Origin of the sequence: Porphyromonas pasteri, assembly GCF_014647755.1 — a bacterium.
In the GTDB taxonomy this organism is placed as follows: domain Bacteria; phylum Bacteroidota; class Bacteroidia; order Bacteroidales; family Porphyromonadaceae; genus Porphyromonas; species Porphyromonas pasteri.
Map to the genome: position 1 here is coordinate 760,343 of NZ_BMPU01000001.1, position 25,196 is coordinate 785,538.

General features: G+C 55.9%; 17 protein-coding genes and 1 tRNA gene. 13 read left to right on the forward strand and 5 right to left on the reverse strand.

Going from position 1 to position 25,196, the window contains the following annotated elements; all coding sequences use genetic code 11:
• The first annotated feature begins 349 nt into the window (after positions 1–349).
• The 9 genes from IEX77_RS02955 (at position 350) to IEX77_RS02995 (ending at position 12,137) form a co-directional block, all read left to right on the forward strand.
• The gene (locus IEX77_RS02955; protein ID WP_188807627.1) at positions 350–2,035 is read left to right on the forward strand and encodes a putative transporter; all 1,686 of its coding nucleotides are present in this window, start codon (positions 350–352) and stop codon (positions 2,033–2,035) included.
• Between the two features lie 10 nt (positions 2,036–2,045).
• Complete coding sequence (gene queC / locus IEX77_RS02960; protein ID WP_188807628.1) at positions 2,046–2,705, forward strand: 7-cyano-7-deazaguanine synthase QueC; 660 nt, start codon at positions 2,046–2,048, stop codon at positions 2,703–2,705.
• A 21-nt stretch (positions 2,706–2,726) separates the two neighbouring features.
• Entirely contained in the window at positions 2,727–3,479 is a 753-nt protein-coding gene (locus tag IEX77_RS02965; protein ID WP_188807629.1) for an exodeoxyribonuclease III, read from the forward strand.
• 29 nt (positions 3,480–3,508) lie between these two features.
• A complete protein-coding gene (gene tsaB / locus IEX77_RS02970) occupies positions 3,509–4,207 on the forward strand; it encodes a tRNA (adenosine(37)-N6)-threonylcarbamoyltransferase complex dimerization subunit type 1 TsaB (RefSeq protein WP_188807630.1) in 699 nt (232 codons plus the stop codon).
• Between the two features lie 6 nt (positions 4,208–4,213).
• Entirely contained in the window at positions 4,214–4,648 is a 435-nt protein-coding gene (locus tag IEX77_RS02975) for a single-stranded DNA-binding protein (RefSeq protein WP_188807631.1), read from the forward strand.
• A 610-nt stretch (positions 4,649–5,258) separates the two neighbouring features.
• Positions 5,259–8,333: a carboxypeptidase-like regulatory domain-containing protein gene (locus tag IEX77_RS02980; protein WP_229770780.1), complete on the forward strand. Its 3,075-nt coding sequence runs from the start codon at positions 5,259–5,261 to the stop codon at positions 8,331–8,333.
• 21 nt (positions 8,334–8,354) lie between these two features.
• Complete coding sequence (locus IEX77_RS02985) at positions 8,355–9,941, forward strand: RagB/SusD family nutrient uptake outer membrane protein (RefSeq protein WP_060935296.1); 1,587 nt, start codon at positions 8,355–8,357, stop codon at positions 9,939–9,941.
• A gap of 13 nt (positions 9,942–9,954) precedes the next feature.
• Positions 9,955–10,872, forward strand: a complete 918-nt coding sequence (locus tag IEX77_RS02990; protein ID WP_188807633.1) for a substrate import-associated zinc metallohydrolase lipoprotein — start codon at positions 9,955–9,957, stop codon at positions 10,870–10,872.
• Between the two features lie 2 nt (positions 10,873–10,874).
• The gene (locus IEX77_RS02995) at positions 10,875–12,137 is read left to right on the forward strand and encodes a DUF4302 domain-containing protein (protein ID WP_188807634.1); all 1,263 of its coding nucleotides are present in this window, start codon (positions 10,875–10,877) and stop codon (positions 12,135–12,137) included.
• An 87-nt stretch (positions 12,138–12,224) separates the two neighbouring features.
• Here the strand turns inward: IEX77_RS02995 and IEX77_RS03000 are convergent, their stop codons facing one another.
• The 3 genes from IEX77_RS03000 to IEX77_RS03010 form a co-directional block, all read right to left on the reverse strand.
• The gene (locus tag IEX77_RS03000; RefSeq protein ID WP_229770781.1) at positions 12,225–12,839 is read right to left on the reverse strand and encodes a DUF1266 domain-containing protein; all 615 of its coding nucleotides are present in this window, start codon (positions 12,837–12,839) and stop codon (positions 12,225–12,227) included.
• Between the two features lie 279 nt (positions 12,840–13,118).
• Positions 13,119–13,733 carry a DUF1266 domain-containing protein gene (locus IEX77_RS03005; RefSeq protein WP_188807636.1) on the reverse strand — a complete coding sequence of 205 codons (615 nt, stop codon included), beginning with the start codon at positions 13,731–13,733 and terminating at the stop codon, positions 13,119–13,121.
• 233 nt (positions 13,734–13,966) lie between these two features.
• Positions 13,967–15,586 carry an ABC-F family ATP-binding cassette domain-containing protein gene (locus IEX77_RS03010; protein ID WP_188807637.1) on the reverse strand — a complete coding sequence of 540 codons (1,620 nt, stop codon included), beginning with the start codon at positions 15,584–15,586 and terminating at the stop codon, positions 13,967–13,969.
• An 804-nt stretch (positions 15,587–16,390) separates the two neighbouring features.
• Here IEX77_RS03010 and IEX77_RS03015 point away from each other — a divergent pair.
• The 3 genes from IEX77_RS03015 to IEX77_RS03025 all read left to right on the forward strand — a co-directional run bounded on the left by IEX77_RS03015 (position 16,391) and on the right by IEX77_RS03025 (position 23,200).
• Positions 16,391–20,881 (forward strand): translocation/assembly module TamB domain-containing protein, encoded by a 4,491-nt coding sequence (locus tag IEX77_RS03015; RefSeq protein ID WP_188807638.1) that lies wholly within the window; start codon positions 16,391–16,393, stop codon positions 20,879–20,881.
• Positions 20,882–21,021: 140 nt separating this feature from the next.
• Positions 21,022–22,023: a malate dehydrogenase gene (locus IEX77_RS03020; protein WP_188807639.1), complete on the forward strand. Its 1,002-nt coding sequence runs from the start codon at positions 21,022–21,024 to the stop codon at positions 22,021–22,023.
• Between the two features lie 109 nt (positions 22,024–22,132).
• The gene (locus IEX77_RS03025) at positions 22,133–23,200 is read left to right on the forward strand and encodes an endonuclease/exonuclease/phosphatase family protein (RefSeq protein ID WP_188807640.1); all 1,068 of its coding nucleotides are present in this window, start codon (positions 22,133–22,135) and stop codon (positions 23,198–23,200) included.
• A gap of 72 nt (positions 23,201–23,272) precedes the next feature.
• Here the strand turns inward: IEX77_RS03025 and IEX77_RS03030 are convergent.
• Positions 23,273–23,345, reverse strand: a tRNA-Thr gene (locus IEX77_RS03030).
• A 47-nt stretch (positions 23,346–23,392) separates the two neighbouring features.
• Entirely contained in the window at positions 23,393–23,848 is a 456-nt protein-coding gene (locus IEX77_RS03035; RefSeq protein WP_009432506.1) for a hypothetical protein, read from the reverse strand.
• Positions 23,849–24,399: 551 nt separating this feature from the next.
• On the opposite strand from IEX77_RS03035, the gene IEX77_RS03040 reads away from it, so the two are divergent.
• Positions 24,400–25,164, forward strand: coding sequence for a hypothetical protein (locus tag IEX77_RS03040; RefSeq protein WP_188807641.1), 765 nt, complete (start codon positions 24,400–24,402; stop codon positions 25,162–25,164).
• Positions 25,165–25,196 lie beyond the last annotated feature (32 nt).

Consider the following 25,196-nt stretch of genomic DNA (forward strand, 5'->3'; position numbering starts at 1 on the left):
TATTGCAGCCACTATGTAGCCACGTGGAGAGGCGCATGCGCGCCTGAAATTGAGCAACAAAGGTAATAGAATTCCAACAAATGCAAATAAATACACTGTACACGATACCCTCGAATACCACACTCATCCGATTATCTTACAAGCACTTAATCAACACTTACATCCATCAAAATAAAGAGAAAGAACCAGCGTTTAATGGGCCACACATGGGACTACACCAGTGAGCAACCCAAAAACCATCAACATTTTAACAATACACACAGACTATGGATCACTATAAAAGTGGTACTTTTGCGCTGGCTAAGCCCTTGTGAATGGGCGAAGCTCCCCAAGACTTCAGTACTTTATAATGCAAGCTCTCAATTCGTGGCTACACGATGTCTTCATCGCCCCCTCGGTGCTGGAGACCCTTGTATGGCTCACCCTCGTCTCTGCCGTAGGCATCCTACTCGGCAAGCTACGCGTGGGTAAGATATCTCTCGGCATCACCTTTGTATTCTTCGTCGGGATCCTCTCTGCTCACTTCGGCGTGCGAGTCGACCCCGAGATGAATAGCTTTGCCCAGACCCTTGGCTTGGCACTTTTCGTCTACGCTCTCGGTGTCGAGGTGGGGCCGTCCTTCTTCCCTTCGCTCAAGAGTCAGGGTGTACTATATAATACGTTAGGCCTTATGGTCATCGGCCTCGGCCTCACCGTCGTGGTCGCCCTACATTATATATTCGGTATCTCGATGCCGAATATGCTCGGGATCATGGCCGGCGCTGTGACGAATACACCGATGCTCGCAGCCGTACAGAGCACGATGCAGGACGCTCTCGGCTCAGCTGGCGCCCGCCAAGTCGCTGACCTTGCGCTCGGCTGTGCCCTCACCTACCCTCTCGGTGTCGTCGGGATGATCCTCGCCGTGCTGACCCTCAACATCCTTGACCCGAAGCGCCACAAGCGCAATGAGCAGGACAACTCCCGCAATACCTATATCACCGAGCTGGAGCTCACGAACGAAGCTCTCTTCGGTAAGACCATCCTCGAAGCCGTACGCCTCGAGGAGAAGCACTTCATCATCTCGCGCATCTGGCGTGGTGATACGCTGATCATCCCCTCCTCACAGACGGTACTCCACGAGGGTGACCACCTCTTGGTCTTGGTACACCCTGAGGACGTCGAGGAGATGGAGCAGTTCTTCGGTCGCCGTGCTGAGAGCCGCGACTGGAACCGCCCCGACATCGACTGGGATGCTATCGACTCCCAGCTCGTCAGCAAGCGCATCATCATCACGAACTCCAAGGTCAATGGCGCTAAGCTCGGTGCTCTACGCCTGCGCAACCAGTACGGGATCAACATCACACGTATCGACCGTGCTGGTATCGAGATCCTCGCTACACCCGACCTACACCTGCAGCTCGGTGACCGCCTCTCGGTGGTAGGTGAAGCGCAGGAGATCGAGCGCGCCTCGAAGTTCCTCGGGGACTCGATCAACGTCCTCGACAAGCCGAAGCTCTTCAGCTTTTTCTTCGGCCTCGCCGTAGGCTGTATCCTCGGCTCGATCCCCTTAGCTATCCCTGGACTGAGCATGCCGATCAAGCTCGGGCTCGCTGGGGGGCCTATCATCGTGGGTATCCTGATGGGGGCCTTCGGTGCACGCCTGCGCATCGCTACCTATATGAGTAATAGTGCCACGCAGCTCATCAAGCAGCTCGGCATCATCATCTATCTCGCTGGGCTGGGTCTGGCCAGTGGTGAGCACTTCTTCGAGATGATCATCCACGGAGATGGCCTGCTCTGGATTGGCTTAGGCTTCCTCATCACCTACCTCCCGACGATGGCTGTCGGGCTTCTCTCGCTCTTCGGCTACAAGAAGACGCATGCCGAGACTGTCGGGATGCTCTGTGGCGTGATGGCGAACTCTATGGCGCTGGACTATGCGATGTCCATCAACGAGTCGCGCTCCAGCTCCGTAGCCTATGCTATCGTCTATCCCGTGGGGATGTTCGTACGTATCATATCTGCTCAGATCCTCCTGAGCTTCTTCCTCTAACTTCGACTATATGCCTCAGCAAGACGGACTCATCGTCCTCTCGGGAGGGATGGACAGCGTCACCCTCCTCTACGAATATCAGGCGAGTATCGCGCTGGCCATATCCTTCGACTACGGGTCAAAGCATAACGAACAGGAGATCCCCTACGCCCGCCTGCACTGCGAGCGCCTTGGTATCGAGCACCTGACGATCCCTCTCGGCTTCATGGGCCAGTACTTCCGCAGTGCTCTTCTTCAGGGTGGCGGTGAGATCCCCAAGGGGAGCTACGACGAGGAGAATATGGCTGCGACGGTCGTCCCCTTCCGCAACGGCATTATGCTCTCCATCGCTGCTGGTCTCGCTGAGAGCCGAGGCCTAAAGCACGTATATATCGCCAATCACTTCGGTGACCACGCTATCTACCCCGACTGCCGTGCCTCCTTCATCCGCCCGATGCACGAGGCTATCGCTGCCGGCACAGGCAATGGCGTCGAGGTCACAGCCCCCTATACCGATATTAGTAAGGGCGAGATCGCTCGCCATGGCAAGGAACTCGGCATCAACTATGCCGAGACCTGGAGCTGCTACGAAGGCGGAGCCGTGCAGTGTGGCCAGTGTGGCACCTGCATCGAGCGCCGTGAGGCCATGCTCGAGGCTGGCATCGAAGACCCCACCACCTACAAAGACTAATCACAAAGAACTCCTATCCGAATGAAGTTCATCTCCTGGAATGTCAACGGCCTACGTGCCGTCTTCACCAAGGGTTTTCCCGATATCATCAAAGAATTAGATGCTGACTTCGTCTGCCTACAAGAGACGAAGATGCAGGCGGGTCAGCTTGATGCCGATCTGCCCGGCTACATCAGCTACTGGAACTATGCCGTAAAGAAAGGCTATTCTGGTACCGCTATCTACACCCGCCACGAGCCTCTCAGCGTCAGCTACGGCATCGGTATCGAGGAGCACGACCAAGAGGGTCGCGTCATCACCCTCGAGTATCCCGACTTCTACCTCGTCACGGTCTACACGCCGAATTCGCAGGATGACCTCCGTCGCCTTGACTACCGCATGACCTGGGAAGACGCCTTCCGCTCATACCTCAAGGGGCTGGATGCGAAGAAGCCCGTCATCATCTGCGGTGACCTCAATGTAGCGCACAAGGAGATCGACCTGAAGAACCCCAAGTCCAACCGCCGCAATGCGGGCTTCACTGATGAAGAGCGCGGCAAGCTACAGGAGCTTTTGGATGCAGGCTTCATCGACACCTTCCGCCACTTCTACCCCAACCAAGCGGACATCTACTCGTGGTGGTCGTACCGCTTCAAGGCTCGTGAGCGCAACTCAGGCTGGCGTATCGACTACTTCGTCGCCTCCGAGCGCCTCGCTCCCCGCCTGCAGGGTGCCGCCATCCATACAGAGATCTACGGCTCTGACCACTGCCCCGTAGAGCTCATCCTCGACTAACCTACTCAGAGATCGATCCACTATCACCTATGATCCTTTGTATAGAGACCTCCACGACGAAGTGCAGTGCCGCTCTCGGTCGTGGTAAAGAAATACTCGCTTCACGCGAAGCTGAGTCCCCCGAAGGGGGGCACGCCGCGGCCCTTGCCCCTATGGTCGACGAGCTGCTCAAGGTACTCCGTAGTCACGAAGGGGCTACCCTCTCAGCTATCGCCGTGAGTGCAGGCCCTGGTAGCTACACAGGACTGCGCATCGGGGCTTCGCTTGCCAAGGGCCTCTGCCTTGGCTATCGCGTCCCCCTCATCGCTATTGACACACTGGAGCTGCTGGCACATCAAGCACAGTGCGCACTCCCCGAGGGGCGTACCGCTACGCTCTTCCCTCTGCTGGATGCCCGACGAATGGAGGTCTATGCTGCAGAGTTCACCCACACCGGTGAGCGCAAGCAGGATGACTTCGCAGCGATCCTCGATCCCGAAGCACCTATCTTCGGCGCTGCCTCAGACCCTATACTCATCGGTAATGGCGCGACGAAGGCTCGTGGTCTGTGGCCAGAGCACAGCTATGAAGTATGGGACGAAGGCTTTGCCCCTACGGCGGAGGCCATGGTCGCCCTTGCCACGGCATCCTTCGAGCGTGAGGAGTTTGTCGACACAGCCTACTGGACGCCCAACTACCTCAAGGACTACGTCGCTGTCATCGCGAAGAACAAGGTCCTCAACCGCTAAGCACTCATGCCCCAACTCCCCCCGACGAATCAAGTCATCCTCACAGGTGAGCTCACCGAAGAGCCGAGCGTGCACTATCTGGCGCCCGACTTCCCCGAGGTGCGCCTGCGCCTCAAGACTGAGGAGGAAGTCACGGGGCGCGAAGGTGGTCGTCCCTACCTCCAGCGGCTCTATCATCGCATCATCGCGCGCGGTCAAGCAGGGATAGCACTGGAGCATCTGCACACTGGAGCACTCATCTCCATCGCTGGCCGTATCGAGTACGTACGTGAGACCGACCGCGAAGGGCGAGTAAGCACCAGCACAGAGATCGTAGCGCTCAGGGTACGCATCCATCAGACGGCTCCCGCCACCGACCACCAGGGAGGAGCAAAACCAACCGCCCCCTCTTTCGACGCCCAGCGCTACAAGCCCGCCGAAGACGAGGATCCACTGAGCTAACCACTCCCACACAAGATAAGAGGCACACCAAGGTATAGGTCAGATGACCAGCCTTGGTGTGCCTCTATTATATCGGTAGATCAGAGCGCCTGAAGGGGAGTGATGCCCTCCTCAAACAAACGAGTTTGACACACAAATTATCGCCTTCATAAATCTCTACCATAGAGCTACTTCCCTGACACTACAGAAGAGAACAAAATGAACCAGTACTGGTCGGCGATCTGACCAGTACTGGTTACGACCGTGACTAGTACTGGTCACCTATACGAAGCAGTACTGGTCACTTCGTCGACCAGTACTGGTTGCCTTACCTACTTCTTTTGGGTCAGTTCTCCTCCTACCCCAAAGCACTCCGCACCCACACCTCGGAGGTAGGACGTCCCTTCCCTTTTCCGATGTCTATCCCTCCCTAATAGGTGGGCCGAATTCCCTAAATTAAAACCAGACAATGCACTCATTTCCTTAAATTATATAGGATATAAGTAGCTATTGAAAAGGAATACAACGTATTATCTTTTTATTTACATTTGCTCTTGCACCTCACCCCAGCCCTATTATTCAAGGGAGTGAGATGCACTGAAGCACTAACCTACCAATGTCTCTACAGATTATGGGAACCCAGCTACGTAACCTCATCGTGAGTCTGATGCTACTCATCGGCTCCGTGACGGCCGTTTGTGCCCAGACGATCCTTGTCCAAGGGAAGGTACTTGACTCCAGAGGTACGCCTCTGCCGAAGGTATCTGTCACGGTCAAGCTCGATAACTCCACGCACACGACGACCGACAAGGAAGGGAAGTTCTCCCTCCAAGTCCCGGAGAAATCCGTCCTCGTCTTCACCCTCACGGGCAAGAAGACCACCGAAGTCCCTGCGACAACTACCCCTATCGAGATTACCCTCGAGGATGGTGAAGAGCAGCAGAAGGGCTCTACGGTGACGACCATGCGTCAGACGACCTCTATCCAGACCAAGTACTATCCGCTCTGGGTCATCGATGGTGTCGTCTATAAGCAAGACAGCACGTTCAACACCGCTGACCTCGCCTCCACCGACGCCAAGCGCCTCATCGCCGCGGCTCTCCCTGGGCTCTCCGAGCGCGATATCGAGAGCTTCACTGTCATCACCGATGCCTCGGCGACGGCCCTCTATGGGAACCAAGCTACCGGTGGTGTGATCTCCGTGCGCACCCGCCATGCAGGCCAAGGCATCAACCGCTTCACCTATACCTCACAGCTTACCTACCGCTTTATCCCCTCCTACCGCGAGTTCAACATCCTCAACTCGCAGGACCAGATGTCGGTACTCAAGGAGCTTGAGGGCGGTGGCAGCCTCTCTCCCGAGACCGTGCTCTACCAGACGCGCTACGGGGTCTACGGGCTGATGTACGACAACGCGATCAAGTATAAGAATAAGGAGTACCTACAAGACAACACCCTCGAGGGCCGCACCCGCTACCTACAAGAAGCAGAGATGCGCAATACCGATTGGTTCAAGGAACTCTTCCAGCACAGCATCCGTCATCAGCACACCGTCTCGCTGGCATCTGGCGGACAGGTGTCTAACTTCTACGCCTCACTCGGAGCGACCATCGACCCAGGGTGGGCTAAGGTACAGTCGGAGAACACCTACTTCTTCAACCTCAACGCCACCTTCAAGCCCCACAAGTACTGGACCTTCGGGACGATCGTCAATGCATCCTACACCCGCGACCATGATGGTGGGGACTTCACACCCCTCTCGGTAGCACAGACGCTCTCCCGTACGATGGATCCCACGCAGTACTACCTCTATGAGTTCGCTCCCTACAACATCAAGGAGGAGATGAACCAGAACTACCGCGATGTGGATGCTGTGAACGTCCGTCTGCAGGCCTCGATAGCCTATCGCCCTTCGACGAAGTTCAACGCTTCGCTCCTCGGCTCGATCCAGTACTACAATGACCTGACGGAATTCATCCGCACCGAGAAGTCCAACGCCTCTGAGCGCTTCCGTGCGATGAACAAGCGTCTCATCCGCGACCGCAATAGCTACCTCTACAAGCCAGCCGATGACGTCTATGCCGTACCACGAGTCGTCATGCCTCATGGGGGCTACCGCACCATCCAGGAGTACGCTTCACGACGCTTCGACCTGCAGGCCCGTGCGACCTATACTGACACCTTCGCTGAGGGCAAGCATGCTCTGACGCTCGTCGGGGGTACAGACCTCTACGACTACCTCGAGCGTAATGGTTGGCACAATGAGTATGGGGTGAACTTCGAGATCGGTCAGTTGAGCACCTTCGACCCGATGCTCTTCCACTGGCTCCATGATCGTCGAAACAACTACTACTCGCGCTCGACGACGATCTATCGTAATGTCTCCTTCCTCGGGAACCTCTCGTATAGCTACCTCGGTCGCTATACCCTCGATGGCTCCTTCCGCTACGAAGGGACGAACCGCTTCGGGAAGTCTCGTCTGGTACGCTGGATCCCCACTTGGAACGTAGCCCTCGGCTGGGACGTCTCAAGCGAATCCTTCTTCCCCAGCCTCAGCCCCCTCTCCTCACTCTCCACACGCCTCTCCTACGGGATGACTGGGACACTCCCCTCCGTCTACAACTCCTACCAGCGTATCAAGGGCTACCTACCTTTCCGCCCAGGCGACCACAGCTCTCCTTCGCTCTATATCAGTGAACCCGCTAACCACGACCTCACCTATGAGAAGATGTATGAGCTGAACTGGAACCTCAACTTCGGACTCCTGAAGGACCGTATCGGCGTATCGCTCAGCCTCTTCTCGCGTCAGGGTCGCGATCTCGTAGATATCTCCTACAATCAGGGTACAGGTGGCTTCTTCAAGCCCTACGGCAACGTGGCCTCCATGGAAGCTAAGGGTGTCGAGCTCTCGCTGACGACGCAGAACGTCAAGACGCAGAACTTCTCTTGGACGACGTCCTTCTCCTACGCTCGCAATACGAATAAGGTGACGAAGCTCCTCTCGCAGTCAGACGTCTCCACGCTGGTAAGCTCCTCAAGTGGTGCTGCCCGCGAAGGCTATCCTCTGGCATCAGTCTTCTCTATCCCCTTCTACAAGCTGTCAAGCGAAGGCTTCCCCCTCTTCTACAATAGCAAGGGGCAGATCGAGCGTGACCACATCAACTTCAGCGCTACGGAGGATCTTGACTACCTCAAGTACTCGGGTACGCTCACACCTACCGACCAAGGGGGGCTCAATAATAGCTTCCGCATCGGCAACTTCACGCTGAGTGCCTATATCCTCTACTCCTTCGGTAGTATCAAGCGCCTGCCAGCTGAGTTCAGCACCACCTACTACGACTACGAGGTCCTCGGGCATGAGTTCAACCGCCGCTGGAAGGCCCCTGGTGATGAAGAGCACACCAACGTCCCCTCCATCCCCACGGCAGACCAGCGTAACCGCTACCCCAATCTCTCGCAGGCCTACACGACCTACGACTACTCCGACGTGCGTATCGCTCGCTGCGACTACATCCAGCTGCGTGACGTATCACTCGGCTACTCCATCCCCAAGAGCCTCCTCACGAAGAGCTTCCTCTCCTCTGTCGATCTGAAGCTGCAGGCCTCCAACCTCTTCCTCATCTACTCGGATAAGAAGCTCAACGGTGCGCTCCCCTACGCCTATACTCCACACTCGCTCATCTTCACCTGTACGGTGGGTATGTAGTCATCGAAATACTTAGAAGCTATGAAGCCAATCACGATTCTAAGCCTTGGTGTCACGCTCGTCCTGTCGATGACATCATGCAACAAGTTCCTCGATGAGAACCCCTACTCCTCGCTCGTCGAGCCCGACAATGCGAGCAAGATAGAGAAGCTCCTTGGTAGTGCTTACTCTACCTCTTCGATAGCCTACCTCACGGAGCTCTCCTCCGACAACATCCAGGATGACGGGGTGAATAACCCTTACACGAATCAGTTCTGTGAGAAAGCCGCCTACTGGGAAACCATTGTGAACTCCGATGGGCTCTATGATGCGCCCTACCTCATCTGGCAGAATACCTATAACTCCATAGCGCATGCCAACGAAGCGCTGGAGGATATAGAGGCTCTCGGTGGGGATAAAGAGGAGCTACAGGGTATCAAGGGGGAGGCCCTCTTGGCTCGTGCCTATGGACACTTCTGTCTGGCCAACCTCTTCTGCCTGCCCTACGACCCCTCGTCCAGCTCCACGGATCCTGGCATTCCCTACATCAAGAAGCGCGTAGTCAACCTCCAGCCCAACTACCCTCGCGGTACGATGGCGGAGACCTACGAGCAGATCGCTGCTGACCTCGAGGCAGGGATCCCACTTCTGGAGAAGTATTCGAACTATACGGACAAGGAGAAGAAGTTCCACTTCACCGCAGCCTCTGCCCATGCCTTCGCCGCACGCTTCTTCCTCTACTATCAGAAGTGGACGGAGGCGATAGCACATGCAGACAAGGTGCTGGGCTCCGATCCTAAGCTCGTCCTACGCAACTGGAAGGCCTTCTACAGCATCCCTCGTACCGATGCCTCCTTCGCACTGGCCTACTACGACATCAGCAACCCTGCGAACCTGCTTACCGTCCCCACCTACAGCTACTACCCATGGCTCGTGACGGGCGGGACGGCCTACTACAATACGCGCTTCACGCAGTCGCAGGAGCTGACGCTCACCGAGACCCTCTTCGCAAAGAACATCTGGGGCACTAAGGACCCCTACTGGTTCCAGCCCTTCATCTATACCGAGGGGAATATCAACAAGACGGTCCAGCCTAAGCTCCCCACCTTCCCCAGCAATAGCATCCAGACGATGGAGACACCCTTCACCACCGATGAGACGCTGCTGGTACGTGCCGAAGCTAAGCTCCATCTGGGTAGCAGTCAGTACGCCTCTGCTATCGAGGATATGAACCTCTGGACGACGAACTACCTCAACGACGGGGAGAACAACTCACGCCAGAAGACCTTCACCCAGCAGGAGATCGTCGCCTTCTACTCTGCTCTCCCCATCGACTCCGAAGGGAAGGCCTCGATCCGCAAGGCGTTCAATGCGCACTTCACCATCGCTTCGGATGAGGAGAATGCCCTCCTGCAGCACCTCCTGCAGTGCCGCCGCATCCTCACCATGCACGAAGGTCTGCGCTGGCAAGATATCAAGCGCTTCGGTATCCCCATCTACCGCCGCCTCAATAATGGCTACCGCTACATCGTCCAGGACAAGCTCCCTGGTCGTGATCCTCGCCACGCCATCCAGCTCCCCAGCCAAGCAACGAAGGGCGCTATCACTCCCAATCCGACTACCAACTAATTGACTACGCGCTATGAAGAAGCTATTTCTCCCCCTTGCAGCCCTCGCACTCACAGGGCTCACGGGTTGCGACGCTGATATAGACTCTGTACAACCCAGTCGGCAGGTCGTCGCGAGCACGACGGTCAGTAGCTTGCCTCGCCTCGACCGCTATATCCAGCAGGCCTTCGCGAAGAAGTACAATGTCGATATCGCCTACCGCTACGATGACAAGGTCACGGACCGCCGCTACCTCCTCGCCCCAGTCAAGGAAGAGAAGGCGCTGGAGTACCTCAACCTCATCGACTATATGTTCTTCCAGGTCTACGAAGCCTCTACTCCCGAGGGCTATCTACAGACCCACACGATCAAGTATCTGAATCTCTTCGGCTCCTCAGGCTACGCCATCGACCGCCGTATGGCTGGTGCAGCTCCACAGGGGATGATCTGGATCTACAACATCAATGAGCTGAATACGCAGTACACAGGTACCGTGCGCTCGGACTACATCAGCGTGCTCTTCCACGAGTCGGCTCACACGCTCCACGAAGAGCGAGCCTACCCACCTGAGTTCGACAAGCTCTCCGCTCTGGAGTATCAGAAGCAGGATGCCTTCAGCTACTGGTGGCGTACGGGGCAGAATGCGAGCTATGCGGGCTTCGTCAGTGACTATGCCAGCACCGATGCTGACGAAGACTTCGCCGAACTCTTCGCCTACTACATCCTCGACAGCGACAGCGAGTGGGCAGACCGTCTCAAGGGGGCCGAAGGCAAGAACCGCTCCGACGCCAAGTACACCGGTCGCGAGATCATCGAGAAGAAGGTGGCGATCATGAAGGAGTACCTCCGCTCCGAGTACTCCGCCGACCTCGACAAGATACGTGCCGAGGCCCAGAAGCGCCTCCCTCTGGTCGCATCAATGGACTTCACCAAATATCCTAACGGCTACTAACTATGCGCTACTACCATATCTTGGCCTTAGGCCTCTTCACGCTCTTCACATCCTGCCGGATGTACGAGGACATGCCCAGTGGTGATAACTACGTCTCGACAGCTATCGCCAAGGACACCCAGAGCCTACGTCAGCTCCTACGCTCCAGTGAGCATGGCTGGATGCTGACGCTCGTCCCTGGGACGGGGCAATACGGTGGGCTCAACCTCAGCCTCAAGTTCACCTCCGACAACGAGGTCACGATCTTCTCCGAAGAGTCGCAGACTCCTGCTACCTCCAGCTACCACTTCTCTCAGAATGGTGGGGTACGCTTGACCTTCGACACCTTCAATGAGGCTCTGCACCAGTATTCCAATCCTCAGTGGGGGATCCCTGTAGCTTACGATGGCGACTTCGACTTCACGGTCCTACGCGTCAGCGAAGATGGGCGGACGATCACCCTACGCGGTGGACATACGCAGGGAGAGATGCAGCTGACGCGCGTCGATGAGAATCCTAATAGCTACTTCACCAAGATCACCGAGAGCCAGCAGGCTCTGAAGGGCAAGGCACTTGCTCCTCTTCAGCTCGGTGGCAAGGAGGTCGCTGTATCGATCTTCGGCTTTGCACGCCAGCTCTGGGTACGCTATGACAATGAGCAGAAGCTGCTACCCTTCGCCTTCACAGACAAGGGGCTACGCCTGCTGACGCCCTTCACCATCGGCTCAGACACCCTCCGTACACTGGAGCTCAATGCCGACAAGACGGCTGTCACGACACAGGATGGTAAGCAGACCTCCAGCCTCTACACAGGGACGTATGACCTCTCGGAGCAGTACACCATCCTCTCCTATGCGAGCTCGGCGACGGCAGGTACTGATGCACTGAACCTCTTCACGCAAGTGCAGGAGACGCAGCAGGGTGACGTATACCCTGGTAGCTTCGGCACGGACGTGTACTTCGGTCGCACGAGTGCCATGATGCCGAAGATCTCGCTCTTCTTCCAGATCACCTACTGGCTGGATAAGAGCTGGGGTAGCTACTACATGGACTTCACGTCGATCTACGGACAGCCCTCGCAGTTCCACACGACGCGCATCATCCAGAAGGATATCTCTTGGCTCTTCGGTCACCGCGCCTTCGACTGGTACTTGCAGTCTGTCACGAGACACTCGCCCTATTCCATCGAGCCGATCTCGGGTGATGCAGACCATGTACGCATCAGCTCGGTAGCCTCACCCTCGACCTACTGGATGCAAGCAAGTATCCCCACGCCCCACTACTAATCAGTAGAGACGCATTCACATAAGAAGCTGAGGCGGTGCCCCATACATGGGGCACCGCCTCAGTGCTTTTAGAGAGTTGGGGACGGACTACTTGAAGGGCACAACCTTGTAGATCGAAGCTTTATTCTCAAGAAGGTCTTTAACCCCCTTCTCTATATCTTCTGCAGTACCATATGTATCTTCGGGATTCCAATCCTTACAGCCAGCGAGGAAGTCATCGAAGTAAGCATTCCAGTCTGCATACTTGGCCTGTGCCAGAGGTACGAGCGAAGAGATGTAAGCATCGACTTCTTCGCGGGTCGTGTAGCCAGCACGCAGACCTGCCCATGCGATATAGACGCCACGCCCCCAGTCCCAAGCCTTGTGTTCACCTTCTGAAGATTTAAGGGTATCCAGCAGCTCCTTAAGGCCTACGCTATCGGTGACCCCCCAATCTTTGCGTAGCATCGTGACGACAGAGTCGACACTTTGACCTTTATAGGGGTTGATAAAGTATTCCTTATAGCCTTCAAGCTTGCTGAGAGCCTCACTCTTAATCTGCGCATCGAAAGCATCTACACCATCGTGATCACTATAGAAGTACACACCGCCCAGCAGCGTGGGACGCAGTGCATCGTAATCAGCCGTGTTGTCAACGCATGAAGCGAGGGCACAGACTGCGGCTACAGCCAAGAGGGCTGCCCTGAAGAAATTCTTGAGCATATGCAAAATAGTATAAGTGTTGTTTTGTCTATCTCGACTATTGAAATAGTTCTATACGAAGGAACAAAGTTAATACTAACAACGGCACTTAGATATTTCTCTTCTCTGGAGGGCAGGCTTGAGGGCGAACACATAGAGTTCTATTCCTTGTGATCAAGGAGACGCCCAGCATCGGCCTGCTCCCTACTTGGATGAGTAGAGATGCATTCACATAAGAAGCTGAGGCGGTGCCCCTTGCGTGGGGCACCGCCTCAGTGCTTTTAGAGCGACAGGAAAGGACTACTTGAAGGGCACGACCTTGTAGATCGAAGCTTCATTATCGAGAAGATCCTTGACAATCTCTTCAAATTCTGCTGCGCCACCGTATTCATCCTGGGGATCCCAAGCCTTACGACCAGCGAGGAAGTCGTTGAAGTAAGCATTCCAGTCTGCATACTTCGCCTGTGCAAGGGGTACAAGAGAGGCGTTGTAAGCATCGACTTCTTCACGAGTAATAAAGCCTGCACGCAGACCAGCCCATGCGATGTTTACGCCACGAGCCCAGTCCCAAGCCTTGTGCTCACCTTCGCCAGACTTCAGCTTTTCGAGCTGTTCCTTGAGACCAGCACCATCGGTGATCTCCCAGTCGTTGCTCAGCATCGTGGTGACATTACCGACACTCTCGTTTTCGTAAGGATTGAGGAAAAGCTCCTTGTAGCCTTCGGTCTTGCTAACAGCAGCGCTCTTGAGCTGTGCATCTACAGCGTCTACACCACCGTAACCACGATAGAAGTAAACACCGCCCAGCAGCGTGGGACGCAGTGCATCGTAATCAGCCGTTTTGTCACCGCATGAAGCGAGACCACAGACAGCGGCTACAGCCAGGAGGGCTGCCTTGAAGAAATTCTTGAGCATATGAAAATGGTATAAGTGTTGTTCTGGCTATCTCCACTGTGGAAATAGCTCTATACAAAGGAACGAAATTAACACCAATAACGAGGCCTCATAGATAACATTTCCTAACGCCATCGTATGGAGGGGAAGTAGGAGAGGCACAATATGATGCCACCCACATACAGCGCAGCCGAGAAGCGCACTGATGGGCTTCTCGGCTGCATTGTTTAGTTAGTCCGGCTCTGTCTACGAGCTTACTCGCCGTAGTACTTAGTCTTGAGCTCAGCGACCGTAGGATCGACGATGTAGTCATCGTAGTCCATGATCTTGTCGATGATACCACCAGGAGTGAGCTCGATGATGCGGTTAGCTACCGTCTGGATGAACTCATGGTCATGGCTGGTGAAGAGGACGTTGCCCTTGAAGGTCTTGAGCGTATTATTGAACGCCTGGATCGACTCCAGGTCAAGGTGGTTCGTGGGGCTATCGAGGACGAGCACATTCGCATTCTTGAGCATCATGCGCGAGATCATACAGCGCATCTTCTCACCCCCAGAGAGGACTGAGGCGCTCTTGAGAATCTCCTCACCGGAGAAGAGCATACGCCCAAGGAAGCCCTTGAGGTAAACTTCATTGGTGTCAGCTGCGAACTGTGAGAGCCACTCGACGAGGTTCATATCCGTATTGAAGTACTCCGAGTTATCCAGTGGTAGGTAGGCTTCTGTGATGGTCTGTCCCCATTCATAGGTTCCTTCGCTGGCCTTCTCTACACCATTGATGATCTGGAAGAGAGCAGTCATCGCACGAGGGTCACGACTGATGAAGACGATCTTGTCATCCTTCTCTACGTTGAAGTTCAGATCGCGGAAGAGCAGAGTGCCATCATCAGCATAAGCTGTGAGCCCCTTGACTTCAAGGATCTTGTTCCCTGGGTCACGGTCTGGAGTGAAGATGATACCTGGGTAGCGACGGCTGCTGGCCTTGATCTCTTCGATGTTGAGCTTCTCGAGCATCTTCTTACGGCTCGTGGTTTGCTTACTCTTAGCGACGTTGGCACTGAAGCGACGGATGAACTCTTCGAGTTCCTTCTTCTTTTCCTCAGCCTTCTTATTCTGCTGCTGTTGCTGACGCAGAGCGAGCTGGCTGGACTCGTACCAGAAGCTGTAGTTACCAGCAAACTGCTGGACGCGACCGAAGTCAATATCCACCGTGTGCGTACAGACCGAGTCAAGGAAGTGACGGTCGTGGCTGACGACAAGCACCGTCTGCTCATACTCGGAGAGGTAGTTCTCCAACCAAGTCACCGTCTCAAGGTCAAGGTCATTGGTAGGCTCGTCGAGGAGGAGGTTGTCGGGCTTACCATAGAGCGCACGTGCCAGGAGGACACGCACCTTCTCCTTACCGCTAAGCTCCTTCATGAGCTTGTAGTGCTGGTCTTCCTTGATACCGAGACCACTCAGGAGCATGGCGGCATCGCTCTCAGCATTCCATCCCTCCATCTCTGCGAACTTATCTTCCAGCTCAGCGACGCGATTGCCATCCTCATCGTTGAAGTCGGGCTTAGCATACAGCGCGTTCTTCTCCTCCATGATTGCCCAGAGGACGCTGTGCCCCATCAGGACGGTATCCATGACTGTGAAGGCATCGAAGGCGTGGTGATCCTGGCTAAGGACCGAGAGACGCTCACCAGGACCGAGGGTGATACTACCGCGCGTAGGCTCAAGCGCCCCACTGATGATACGTAGGAGGGTTGACTTACCAGCACCGTTGGCACCGATGATGCCATAGCAGTTACCTGGGGTGAACTTGAGGTTGACGTCTTGGAAAAGGACACGCTTACCGAACTGTACGGCGAGGTCGCTGACTGTGATCATATTGCTTCTGGTTTATTTCTTCTTATCTGCTTTAGGAGAGGGGGCGCGAAGTAAATCAGGGGATTGGCTACGTAAACCCTACTATATAATGTAGCTACCGTAGGTTATTTATGCCATGGATGCCCCTCGTACTCCACTAATACGGGTACGCAAAGGTAATACTTTGCTTTTGAATAGCACGTATTTACGCTACGAGCTCCCGCATCAAAATCGCCTCCTCATCCGCAAGCCATATGGAGGCAGGATTGATTTGCAAACCATTATTCGTTTGGAGTACGAACGACTATTGCGTCGGGATAAGCCCTGCGCCTTATCGCGAGTATTTCTCTTATCCAGCGGAGAGAAAAGTGTCCTACTCATGAAGAAAAAAGCGCCTTCACGTAGTGGTATTCTTCTATCTATGCACGTAGTCTTAAAGACCAGGCACGTAAATCCAAATATCCACGTACGTAGATATTAGAGCCACGTACGTAGTCCAAACTTATCTGCTACTCGTCCACAACTTTTATCCATACGCGGAGCAACAACCCAATATAGGATGAGGGTATGAACCTATACTGATCTGTGCGACGACCATATAGATTGACTCAGCGAGCAATATAGGTTGGCCCCGCCCGTCACATACATCAGTATCCTCCCTGCTGTGAGGGGAGGCTATCAGTCGAAGGAGCACAGGCCACTCAGTGCTACATGATAATGTAGTACCTTTGCAGGCACGACCCGAAGTACGGGGAGCGTTATACGAAAGGAGGGCGCTGGGCGCTCCATCGACACAATATAAGAGCAAGTCAAGGATCGTAAGGCATGCGCCATTGGCAGGTCAATCGTCATTTCCTCAAGGTACTGAAGGTAGTAGCATGGATAGCTGCTACCCTCTTCGTCTTGCTCTATCTCCTCCCTCTCGGACTCTTCCGCATCCCTGCTGTACAGAAGGAAGCTGCCAGCCGTGTAGCAGGCCTGCTCACCGAAATCTTTGACAGCCCCGTACAGCTGGAGCGTGTCGAGCTTATGTCCTGGACGAATATCGAGGCGCATCGCGTCATCGTCCTTGACACCGCAGGGCGTCGTATGCTCACCGCAGACCGCCTCATCGGCGGGATCTCCCTGAGCGACCTCATCACTCAGCAGGAGGTACGCATCACCTCTGCCCGACTCTTCGAGGCGGATCTCCGGCTCATCCGTGACCCGAAGACAGGACGACTGAATATCCAGCACACCATCGACCACCTCTCCAAGCCCAAGAGCTCGAGCAAGTCGATCCCCGTAGACATCAATAGCATCATCATACGTGATATGCGTCTCTCCCTCAGCGAAGCCGAGCGAGAGCGTCTCGTCATCAACAAGCTCTCGACCCGTGTCCGCCGTCTGCGCTTCTCTAAGGGCTATATCGGTGGTGCCATCGACGAGCTGAGCTTCACCACCGATAAGGGCTTCACCCTCTCCTCGCTCACAGGACAAGGAGAGCTACAGGGCAGCCTCCTCACCCTATCCAATCTCCAGCTTCGCCTACCGAAGAGCTCGCTCTCCATCCCGCTGGCTCGTCTTGAGACGCAGCGCAAGGGGCTTGCACTCCTCGAGGAGCTGGAGCTGGGCGACACGCAGCTCACGCTCTCTGACCTCAGCATCCTCTCCCCCGCCCTCAAGGATCGCAACGAGCAGGCGACCCTGCAGGCGACCTATTGCCGCGAAGGGCTTGCAGCCGGACGTGCGAACTTCTCCCTACGCCTCCCCCGTCACATCATCCTCGAAGGTGGTGGTCGTGTCACATGGGACAGCGCAGGCGAGGTCACCAGCATCTCGACGGACATCACCGATGCCGAGGTAAGCTCTGCTGTCGTCGGCTTCATACGCCCTCACCTCCCCGCCTCTTCCCTCCCCCTCATTGAGCGTCTCAGCCGCCTGCAGAGCATCCGTCATGCGGGGAAGACGCAGTTCGTCCCTGGGAAGTCCTTCTCAGGAAAGGGCTACATCGCCTCAGCACAAGGACGCTGGGACTATGATCTCACGGGAAGCCTTGAAGGCAAGAGCCTGCGCAAGCTCACGGGGAAGGCCTCGACCCAAGGCTTCGACCTCACCCCTATCATCGGCGATCTGGCACCCGTAGGCTCGGTAGCTACGACTATTGACCTCGATGCTACGAGTAGCACCGGCACCCTTGAGGACTGGCAGGGCACGCTACAGATGGCACTCCCTTCGGTCACCTACCGCGGGCAGACCCTCCGTGGCACACAGCTCGCCGTCACCCCCGTCGGTGCACGTCGTCATAAGGTGCACCTCGAGGTCGATGACCCTGCGGCCTCCCTCGCTCTCGACGGGGTAGCGACTTTCTCGGGCCGTGCCCTGCATGCCGTAGAGGCAGATCTCCAGGTGCGCCACCTGCAGACCGACCTCTTCGGGCTCAATCCCAACAGCCCCCGTCAGACGCTCTCGCTCACGGGGCGCTTCAATATGGATGAGCTGAACATCGACCGCGGGCAGGGACGTCTCGCTATCGATCATATCTCGCTGACCTCACCACAGCGCACCCTCTCACTGGATGAGCTGAACATCCTCTTCTCGGGCAACCCCGAGGAGACGCGTATGATTTACCTCCGCTCGCCCTACCTCTCGGCGACCCTACGTGGGCACTATGTGCTGAGTGCGCTGATCCCTGACCTACGTCGCACGCTCTATCATCACTTCCCCTCGCTCGACCTCGCTCAAAGAGGAGGCGCGCGTAGCAGCGAGATCTCAGGTACAGACTTCGACCTCTCCCTCCAGCTGCACAAGATCCCCGAGGAGTGGCAGCAGGCTCTCAAGCTACCTATCGGCCTCGAGGAGGGTGCAGATGTACGTGCCTCCTATATCGGTGCGAGCCACTCGCTGGGTCTGCAAGCCTCCGTCCCCACCCTTCGTCTGCGTGGTCATGAGCTACGTGGAGCGGCTCTGAGCCTTGAGGACGGGGAATTCAAACTCACGGGTGAGGCACGTCTGGCAAGCGGCGCACAGATACAGGGCTTCGGCATGCTGACGAAGATCCTCACCGACAGCCTACACGTCCAGCTTGACCTGGGGCGTGAAGTCAAGAGTAAGCTCCACAATGGCGTCCTCAATATCGGTGCGTCCCTACACCAATACACACAGAGCGAGAACGGCCATCCAGCACTCGGCTTCGACGTCACGCTCGACCCCTCGACCATCCGTGTACACAGCGACACGTGGAGCGTCGCTCCCGCACACCTCTCCCTCCGAGGCAAGGAGCTTCGCGTCGAAGGTCTTGATCTGGCCTCCTCAGAGCGCCGCATCAGCATCAGCGGCGCACTCAGCCCCAATCCCGAGGAGCACCTCAATATCGCCCTCAAGAAGATCAACCTTCTCTACATCCTCGAGTCAGCAGGCGTGGGCTTCAATATGATCAACACCGACCTCACGGGCTCAGCTACGGCAAGCCTTCAGGGCGGGAAGATCATCGCTACGGCAGCTGTCACCTCGCCAGCACTTCATGTCAAGGGCGTCGACGTCGGCGCGCTGAAGGCTGACCTCACCTTCGACAGCGGTGTCGGAAATATCATGATCGATGGGGACGTCAACCAGAGCGAAGGTGGACACAGCTATGTCACGGGCTACATACGCCCAGCTGGTGGTGCAGGTATCGACCTTACGTTCGAGGCGGAGCGTCTGCGCGCCGACTTCATGGGTAAGTTCATGGACACGCTCTTCGACCATGTACAAGGCCGTGCCACGGGTAAGGTACGCCTCTTCGGGGTCTTCGAAGAGGGCGTCACCGTAGAGGGCGAAGCCGACGTCGAAGATGGTAATATCGGTGTGCGCCTCCTCGGCACGAGCTACAGCTTCTCGCACCGCCTGACCTTTACCCCCACCTCGATCATCTTCTCTAAGATCCCGATGCGAGATGATGAGGGTCACACGGGTATCGTCGATGGGGTGATACGTCACCGCTTCTTCGATAACTTTGATCTTGACCTCACCGCCTCGGAGATGCGTGGAGTGAAGGTCCTGCAGACCGCTACGAAGCAGGCACTGCCTATCTATGGCACGGCCTACGGCACGGGTACGGCCCAGATGAAGGGTAAGCTCCCCAAGCTCCTTCTGGATGTGAACCTCCGCAGTGCCCCTGGTACGGACGTCGTACTCGACTTCAACAAGACGGACGTACGCAAGGACGAGCGTCTCTTCACCTACCGTCCTCTACGTCCTCTCTCTACGCAGGATAGCCTCGCCTTCGCAGACACCGTCGCACGCCCAGCCGTCGCAGCCGAGACGGAGGTCACGATGCGTATGGCCCTTCACGTCACACCCGATGCACGTCTCTCACTGCGCCTCGGTAGTAGCCAGAGCATGCAGAACGATATCGTCACACGCTGCGAAGGGAACCTGACGATCGAGATGCCCCACTCGGGTTCGCCCACGACCTATGGTAGCCTGACACTACGCGAAGGGCAGTACACCTTCAACTTCGAGCAGTTCGCCCGTAAGCGCTTCACCCTCAAGGAAGGTGGACGCCTTGACTTCCGTGGCGACCCCATGGCAGCTATCATTGACCTCAAGGCCGCCTACGATCTGACGGCGAATATCGCCGACATTGACGCAGGCCTCTCTGCCCTCGCTCAGCGTACCAGCATCCCCGTGAGCTGTACCGTCCAGCTCGGTGGAGTCATCACACGCCCAGACATCAAGCTCGGCGTCGAGCTCCCTGGATCGGAGCCCGAGATCGAGCGCCGTATCCAGTCGCTCCTCACCTCGGAAGACGAGCGTAACCGCCAGTTCCTCTACCTGATGACTCTCGGGAAGTTCTACACCACCGACACGAAGCAGGGCACGACGGCGGTCTCCAACAACCTCACCTCCTTCGCGACGACGACACTCTCCGACCAGCTCTCTCGACTGCTCGGCAACTTCTCGAACGATATCCAGATCGGTGCAAACATCCGCACTGCCAATAGCGCGCTCGACAACACCGATATTGAGCTACTCTTCTCGGGTAGCTGGCTGGATGACCGCCTCCTCATCAATGGGAACGTCGGCTACCACGACAACCCCTTCCTCTCCGGGAAGTACATCGGCGAATTTGACCTCGAGTACAAGCTCAATGCTGCTGGTACACTCCGCCTCAAGGGCTACAGCCACTACAACAGTATGTACCAGTACGTGCGTCAGTCGCTGACGACACAGGGCCTTGGCTTTATGTTCCAGCGCCGCTTTGACTCGCTTCAGGAGCTCTTCTCACGTAGGAAGAAGAAGCCCCAGCCCGACAGCACGGCACGCCCTCAAGAGGCCGATAGTCTCCGCAAATAAGACCGCCGCCACCCTACTCCCAGCACACGCCGTGGGAGCAAGAGATGTATGCGCCCTTTCCCCCTTGGCAATCGCAGAGAAAAGGCGTACATTTGTGAGACAAGAGAAACCCTCAACCAAATCATAAATATCCAATAGTTATGAGCTTCCTCACACAAGACAAGCTGACGATCGTAGGTGCCGCTGGCATGATCGGCTCGAACATGGCCCAGACTGCAGCCATGATGTCTCTCACCCCCAACATCTGTCTCTATGACCCCTTCCCCACTGGCCTCGAAGGGGTAGCCGAAGAGATCCGCCACTGTGGCTTCGAAGGGCTCAACCTGACCTTCACCTCTGATATCAAGGAGGCACTCACTGGCGCTAAGTACATCGTATCCTCGGGTGGTGCTCCCCGTAAGGACGGCATGACTCGCGAAGACCTCCTCAAGGGTAACGCCGAGATCGCCGCTCAGCTCGGTAAGGACATCAAGGCTTACTGCCCCGATGTTCGTCACGTCGTCATCATCTTCAACCCTGCTGACATCACGGGTCTCGTGACGCTGATCCACTCTGGTCTCCGTCCCGAGCAGGTCACCACACTCGCTGCTCTTGACTCTACGCGTCTGCAGAGTGAGCTGGCTAAGCACTTCGGTGTAGCTCAGAGCGAAGTCGTCGGTGCACGCACCTACGGCGGTCACGGCGAAGCTATGGCTGTCTTCTCCAGCGGTGCTACTGTCGCTGGCGAGCCTCTCTCCTCGCTCATCGGTAGCGCCAAGCTCTCCACCGAAACGTGGGAAGACATCAAGCAGCGCGTCACCAAGGGTGGTGCCAACATCATCAAGCTCCGTGGTCGCTCTTCCTTCCAGAGCCCTGCATACGTCTCTATCGAGATGATCCGTGCTGCTATGGGTGGTGCTCCCTTCCGCTGGCCTGCTGGCTGCTACGTGAACATCCCAGGTCTCGACCACGTCGTCATGGGTATGGAGACCGTCATCGATAAGGATGGTGTACACTACAGCCACGAGATCAAGGGTAGCGAAGAGGAAAAGGCTGCTCTCAAGAAGAGCTACGAGCACCTCGTGAAGATGCGCGACGAAGTCATCTCTATGGGTGTCATCCCCGCAGTAGCTGACTGGAAGACCGTCAACCCTAACCTCTAAGTCGAAGCGCGCACGCCGCACACTCCGACTAACGGAATCTAAAGCGCAAGGCGACTACTACAGCTTCTCTCCTGAAGCATGTAGTAGTCGCCTTCTCTTTTGCCTTACCATGAAGCATCGCTACACAGCCTTATTTTCCCTTGCCTTTCTCCTCCTCACGCTACACATTTCCTCGCCCCAGCTATGGGCGCAGAGGAAGGTGCTGCGTGTGATGAGCTACAACGTGGAGAACTTCTTTGATACCGAAGATGATCCCACCCACGACGATGACAGCTTCCTTCCCACTGGAGAGCACCACTGGACACATGCACGCTACCAGACGAAGATCCAGCATATCGCTGAGGTCATCAGTGCCGTCGGGGGAGAAGCCTTCCCCGACCTCATCGCCCTCATGGAGGTAGAGAATGCCACTGTGCTCAGCGACCTCCTCCACCGCACTGTCCTCGGGGAGAAGGCAGGCTACCGCCATATCATCACGCACGGAGAGGATAAGCGCGGCATCAATGTAGCGCTCCTCTATTCCCCCGAGACCTTCCACCTCATCGCTTCCGAGGAGATCCCTATTCACTTCCCCTTTGATTCGCTGCGCCGAACGCGCTCCCTGCTTCGTGTCACGGGCGAGGTCCCCTCGGGCGACACACTCCACGTCTTCGTCTGTCACCTCCCTTCGCGCCGTGGCGGAGCACTGACTTCAGCTCGCTACCGCAGCTACTGCTGCACGCGCCTTCGAGAGCAGGTCGATAGCTTGATGGCGCAAGGCGGAGAAAGGACACACTGCCTACTCCTCGGTGACTTCAACGGCGATCCCGAAGAAGCCTCTACCCACGAAGCCCTACGCAGTCGCCCCTATACAGCAGATATGGCAGCGCAAGACCTCCCACCCGAGAGCCTTCTCGCCCTCCTTCATCGGAAGACAAAGCAAGAGCCACCAGGTAGCTACTGCTATCAGGGCGTATGGTCTCAGCTTGATCAAGCCCACCTCACCGCCTCACTCCTCCAGCAGCGGGGGCGCCTTCGCTATGTGGCAGAGAGTGCAGAGACCTTCTGCCGGCCGTTCTTCACGACGCAGCTCAGCGGGGGCGGCGCACCTGTACCTTGGCGCACCTACGGAGGCAACTTCTATCGGGGCGGGTATAGCGATCACTTCCCCATCCGCCTACTCCTTGAGTACGAGTAACAGAGGGAAGGCGAGGGGGAATAAGCAAAACGGCATTGCTTCACTTGAAGCAATGCCGTTTTCTATTTACTGAGCCGAAAGCCGGACTCGAACCGGCGACCTATTCATTACGAATGAATTGCTCTACCAACTGAGCTATTTCGGCGCACTATCCTGAGGGGCGTCCCTCAAATGCGTTGCAAAGGTAGGGAATTATTTTAGATCTTCCAAAAGTTCGTCCAAGAAACGATCCAGCTCTTCACCTACACCATCCAGCAGGGGGGGCTCGATCTTGATGAGGTCTTCATCCAGGAAGAGGAGGTCCTCGATGACGGAGAAGTCGGGGCGGATGAGCTCAATGGAGAAGGGACGTGCGAAGCAGGGACGATCCCAGAAGCCCTTTTGCTCGAGGCGTGTCACCAGCTCGCGGAGCGTCTCGATAGCGACCTCTGAGGGCTCGCTCTCTGTACCCGTCTCTGCCCAAGCGAAGACGGAGACGTGGCTGATCTCCTTATCCTCGTCATCATAGAGATGTAGCGTGCCCGTAGCACAATCGGCTAAGAGAAAGAGATCGGTGAGAGGGCGACTGATGATCGGCGACTCTTCGCTGACCAAGGAGAGGAAGTGCTTTCTCAGGAGCTGTAGCTCACGCTCGTTGCTTTGCGACATAATGCTTCGTGTTCGATTAGGAGAGGGTCCGCACTGCGGAAGCCCCCTCGTATTAATCACAAAGGTAAGCAGGAATCTCCATTCCCCCACATGCCACGCCCGTGCGCGCTGTGCTTTTCTCTCTCCAGCCTCTCACAAGGGCGCTATGAAGCTGCGCCCTGAGCGCACTAATACCGCCTTTATCAGAAGCTCCATAACAAGAGATAGCCCACACAAATAGAGGGATCTTCCCCACCCTCCTACAAGGATAGAACTACTGTCCTCTATAGCCCCATGGGCGAACCTATATTGGTCACTGAGTGAACCACTATTGGTCCACACACGAAGCAATAGTGGTCGAAGCGCGGACCAATAGTGGTTTTTCCGCATCTACGCACGTAGTCTTAAAGGCCAGGCACGTCAGTCCAAATATCCACGTACGTAGATATTAGAGCCACGTACGTAGCCCAAACTTATTTGCCACTCGTCCACAACTTTTATCCCTACGCGGAGCAACAACCTAATATAGGTCACTTCACAAAGCTATATAGGAATTTCCTTAGCTTTGCACCATGAACAAGATCACAACAGCCCTCCTTGGGCTACTCCTCATGATACTCGGCAGCTCCTGCCACTCCACCCAAGCGGTCAGCGAAAGCGACTACGACCTCATCGCTATCCTCAGCTTTGATCCGACAGTCGACTCAACAGCACAGCCAAAGTATCTTATCAAGAATCTCGATGGCACACCCTTCGACACGCTGGATATGAATGCCGAGTATAACTTCTTCAATGACGGCAGCCCAAAGCTCAGTGGAAAGATTGTATTCTTCTTCTCTGATCAGGGTTGCTACCACTTCTTCTGCAAGAAGCCCGAGGAGGGGAAGCCCTTACAGATCCTCATCGGTGATGAATGGAAGACGATCGAGCCTACCCCACAGATCAAGGTAGATAGTACCCGCCACTTCTTCACAAAAGAATTAGTCTTCTTCCCAATTGTAGACTACGGGCAGGAGCTACCTATAGCCTTCTATCCTACCCCCAAGGAAGACCCAGCCAAGCGCATCACCCTGAAGCAAGACAAGCTCAACGATGCAAAGGTGTTCTTCATACGCGATATCCAAGGCGAGTGGATGAAGCTCCAGCTATGCGTCGACCTCTCAACCAACGACCTCTTTCTGGAGCCAGATAGCGCATCTTACGATTGTCAATATGAAGACTGGGACCAGCTCAGCAAGGTGAGCAAGGATAATCCTACCTACTGGATCCGCTGGCGTGATGGGAGCAAGGTCCTGATCCCACAGGACTACCTGGAGTACAGAGACGTCGAATGCTAAGCATAAAGCATATCCCTTATGTCCGCAAGTCT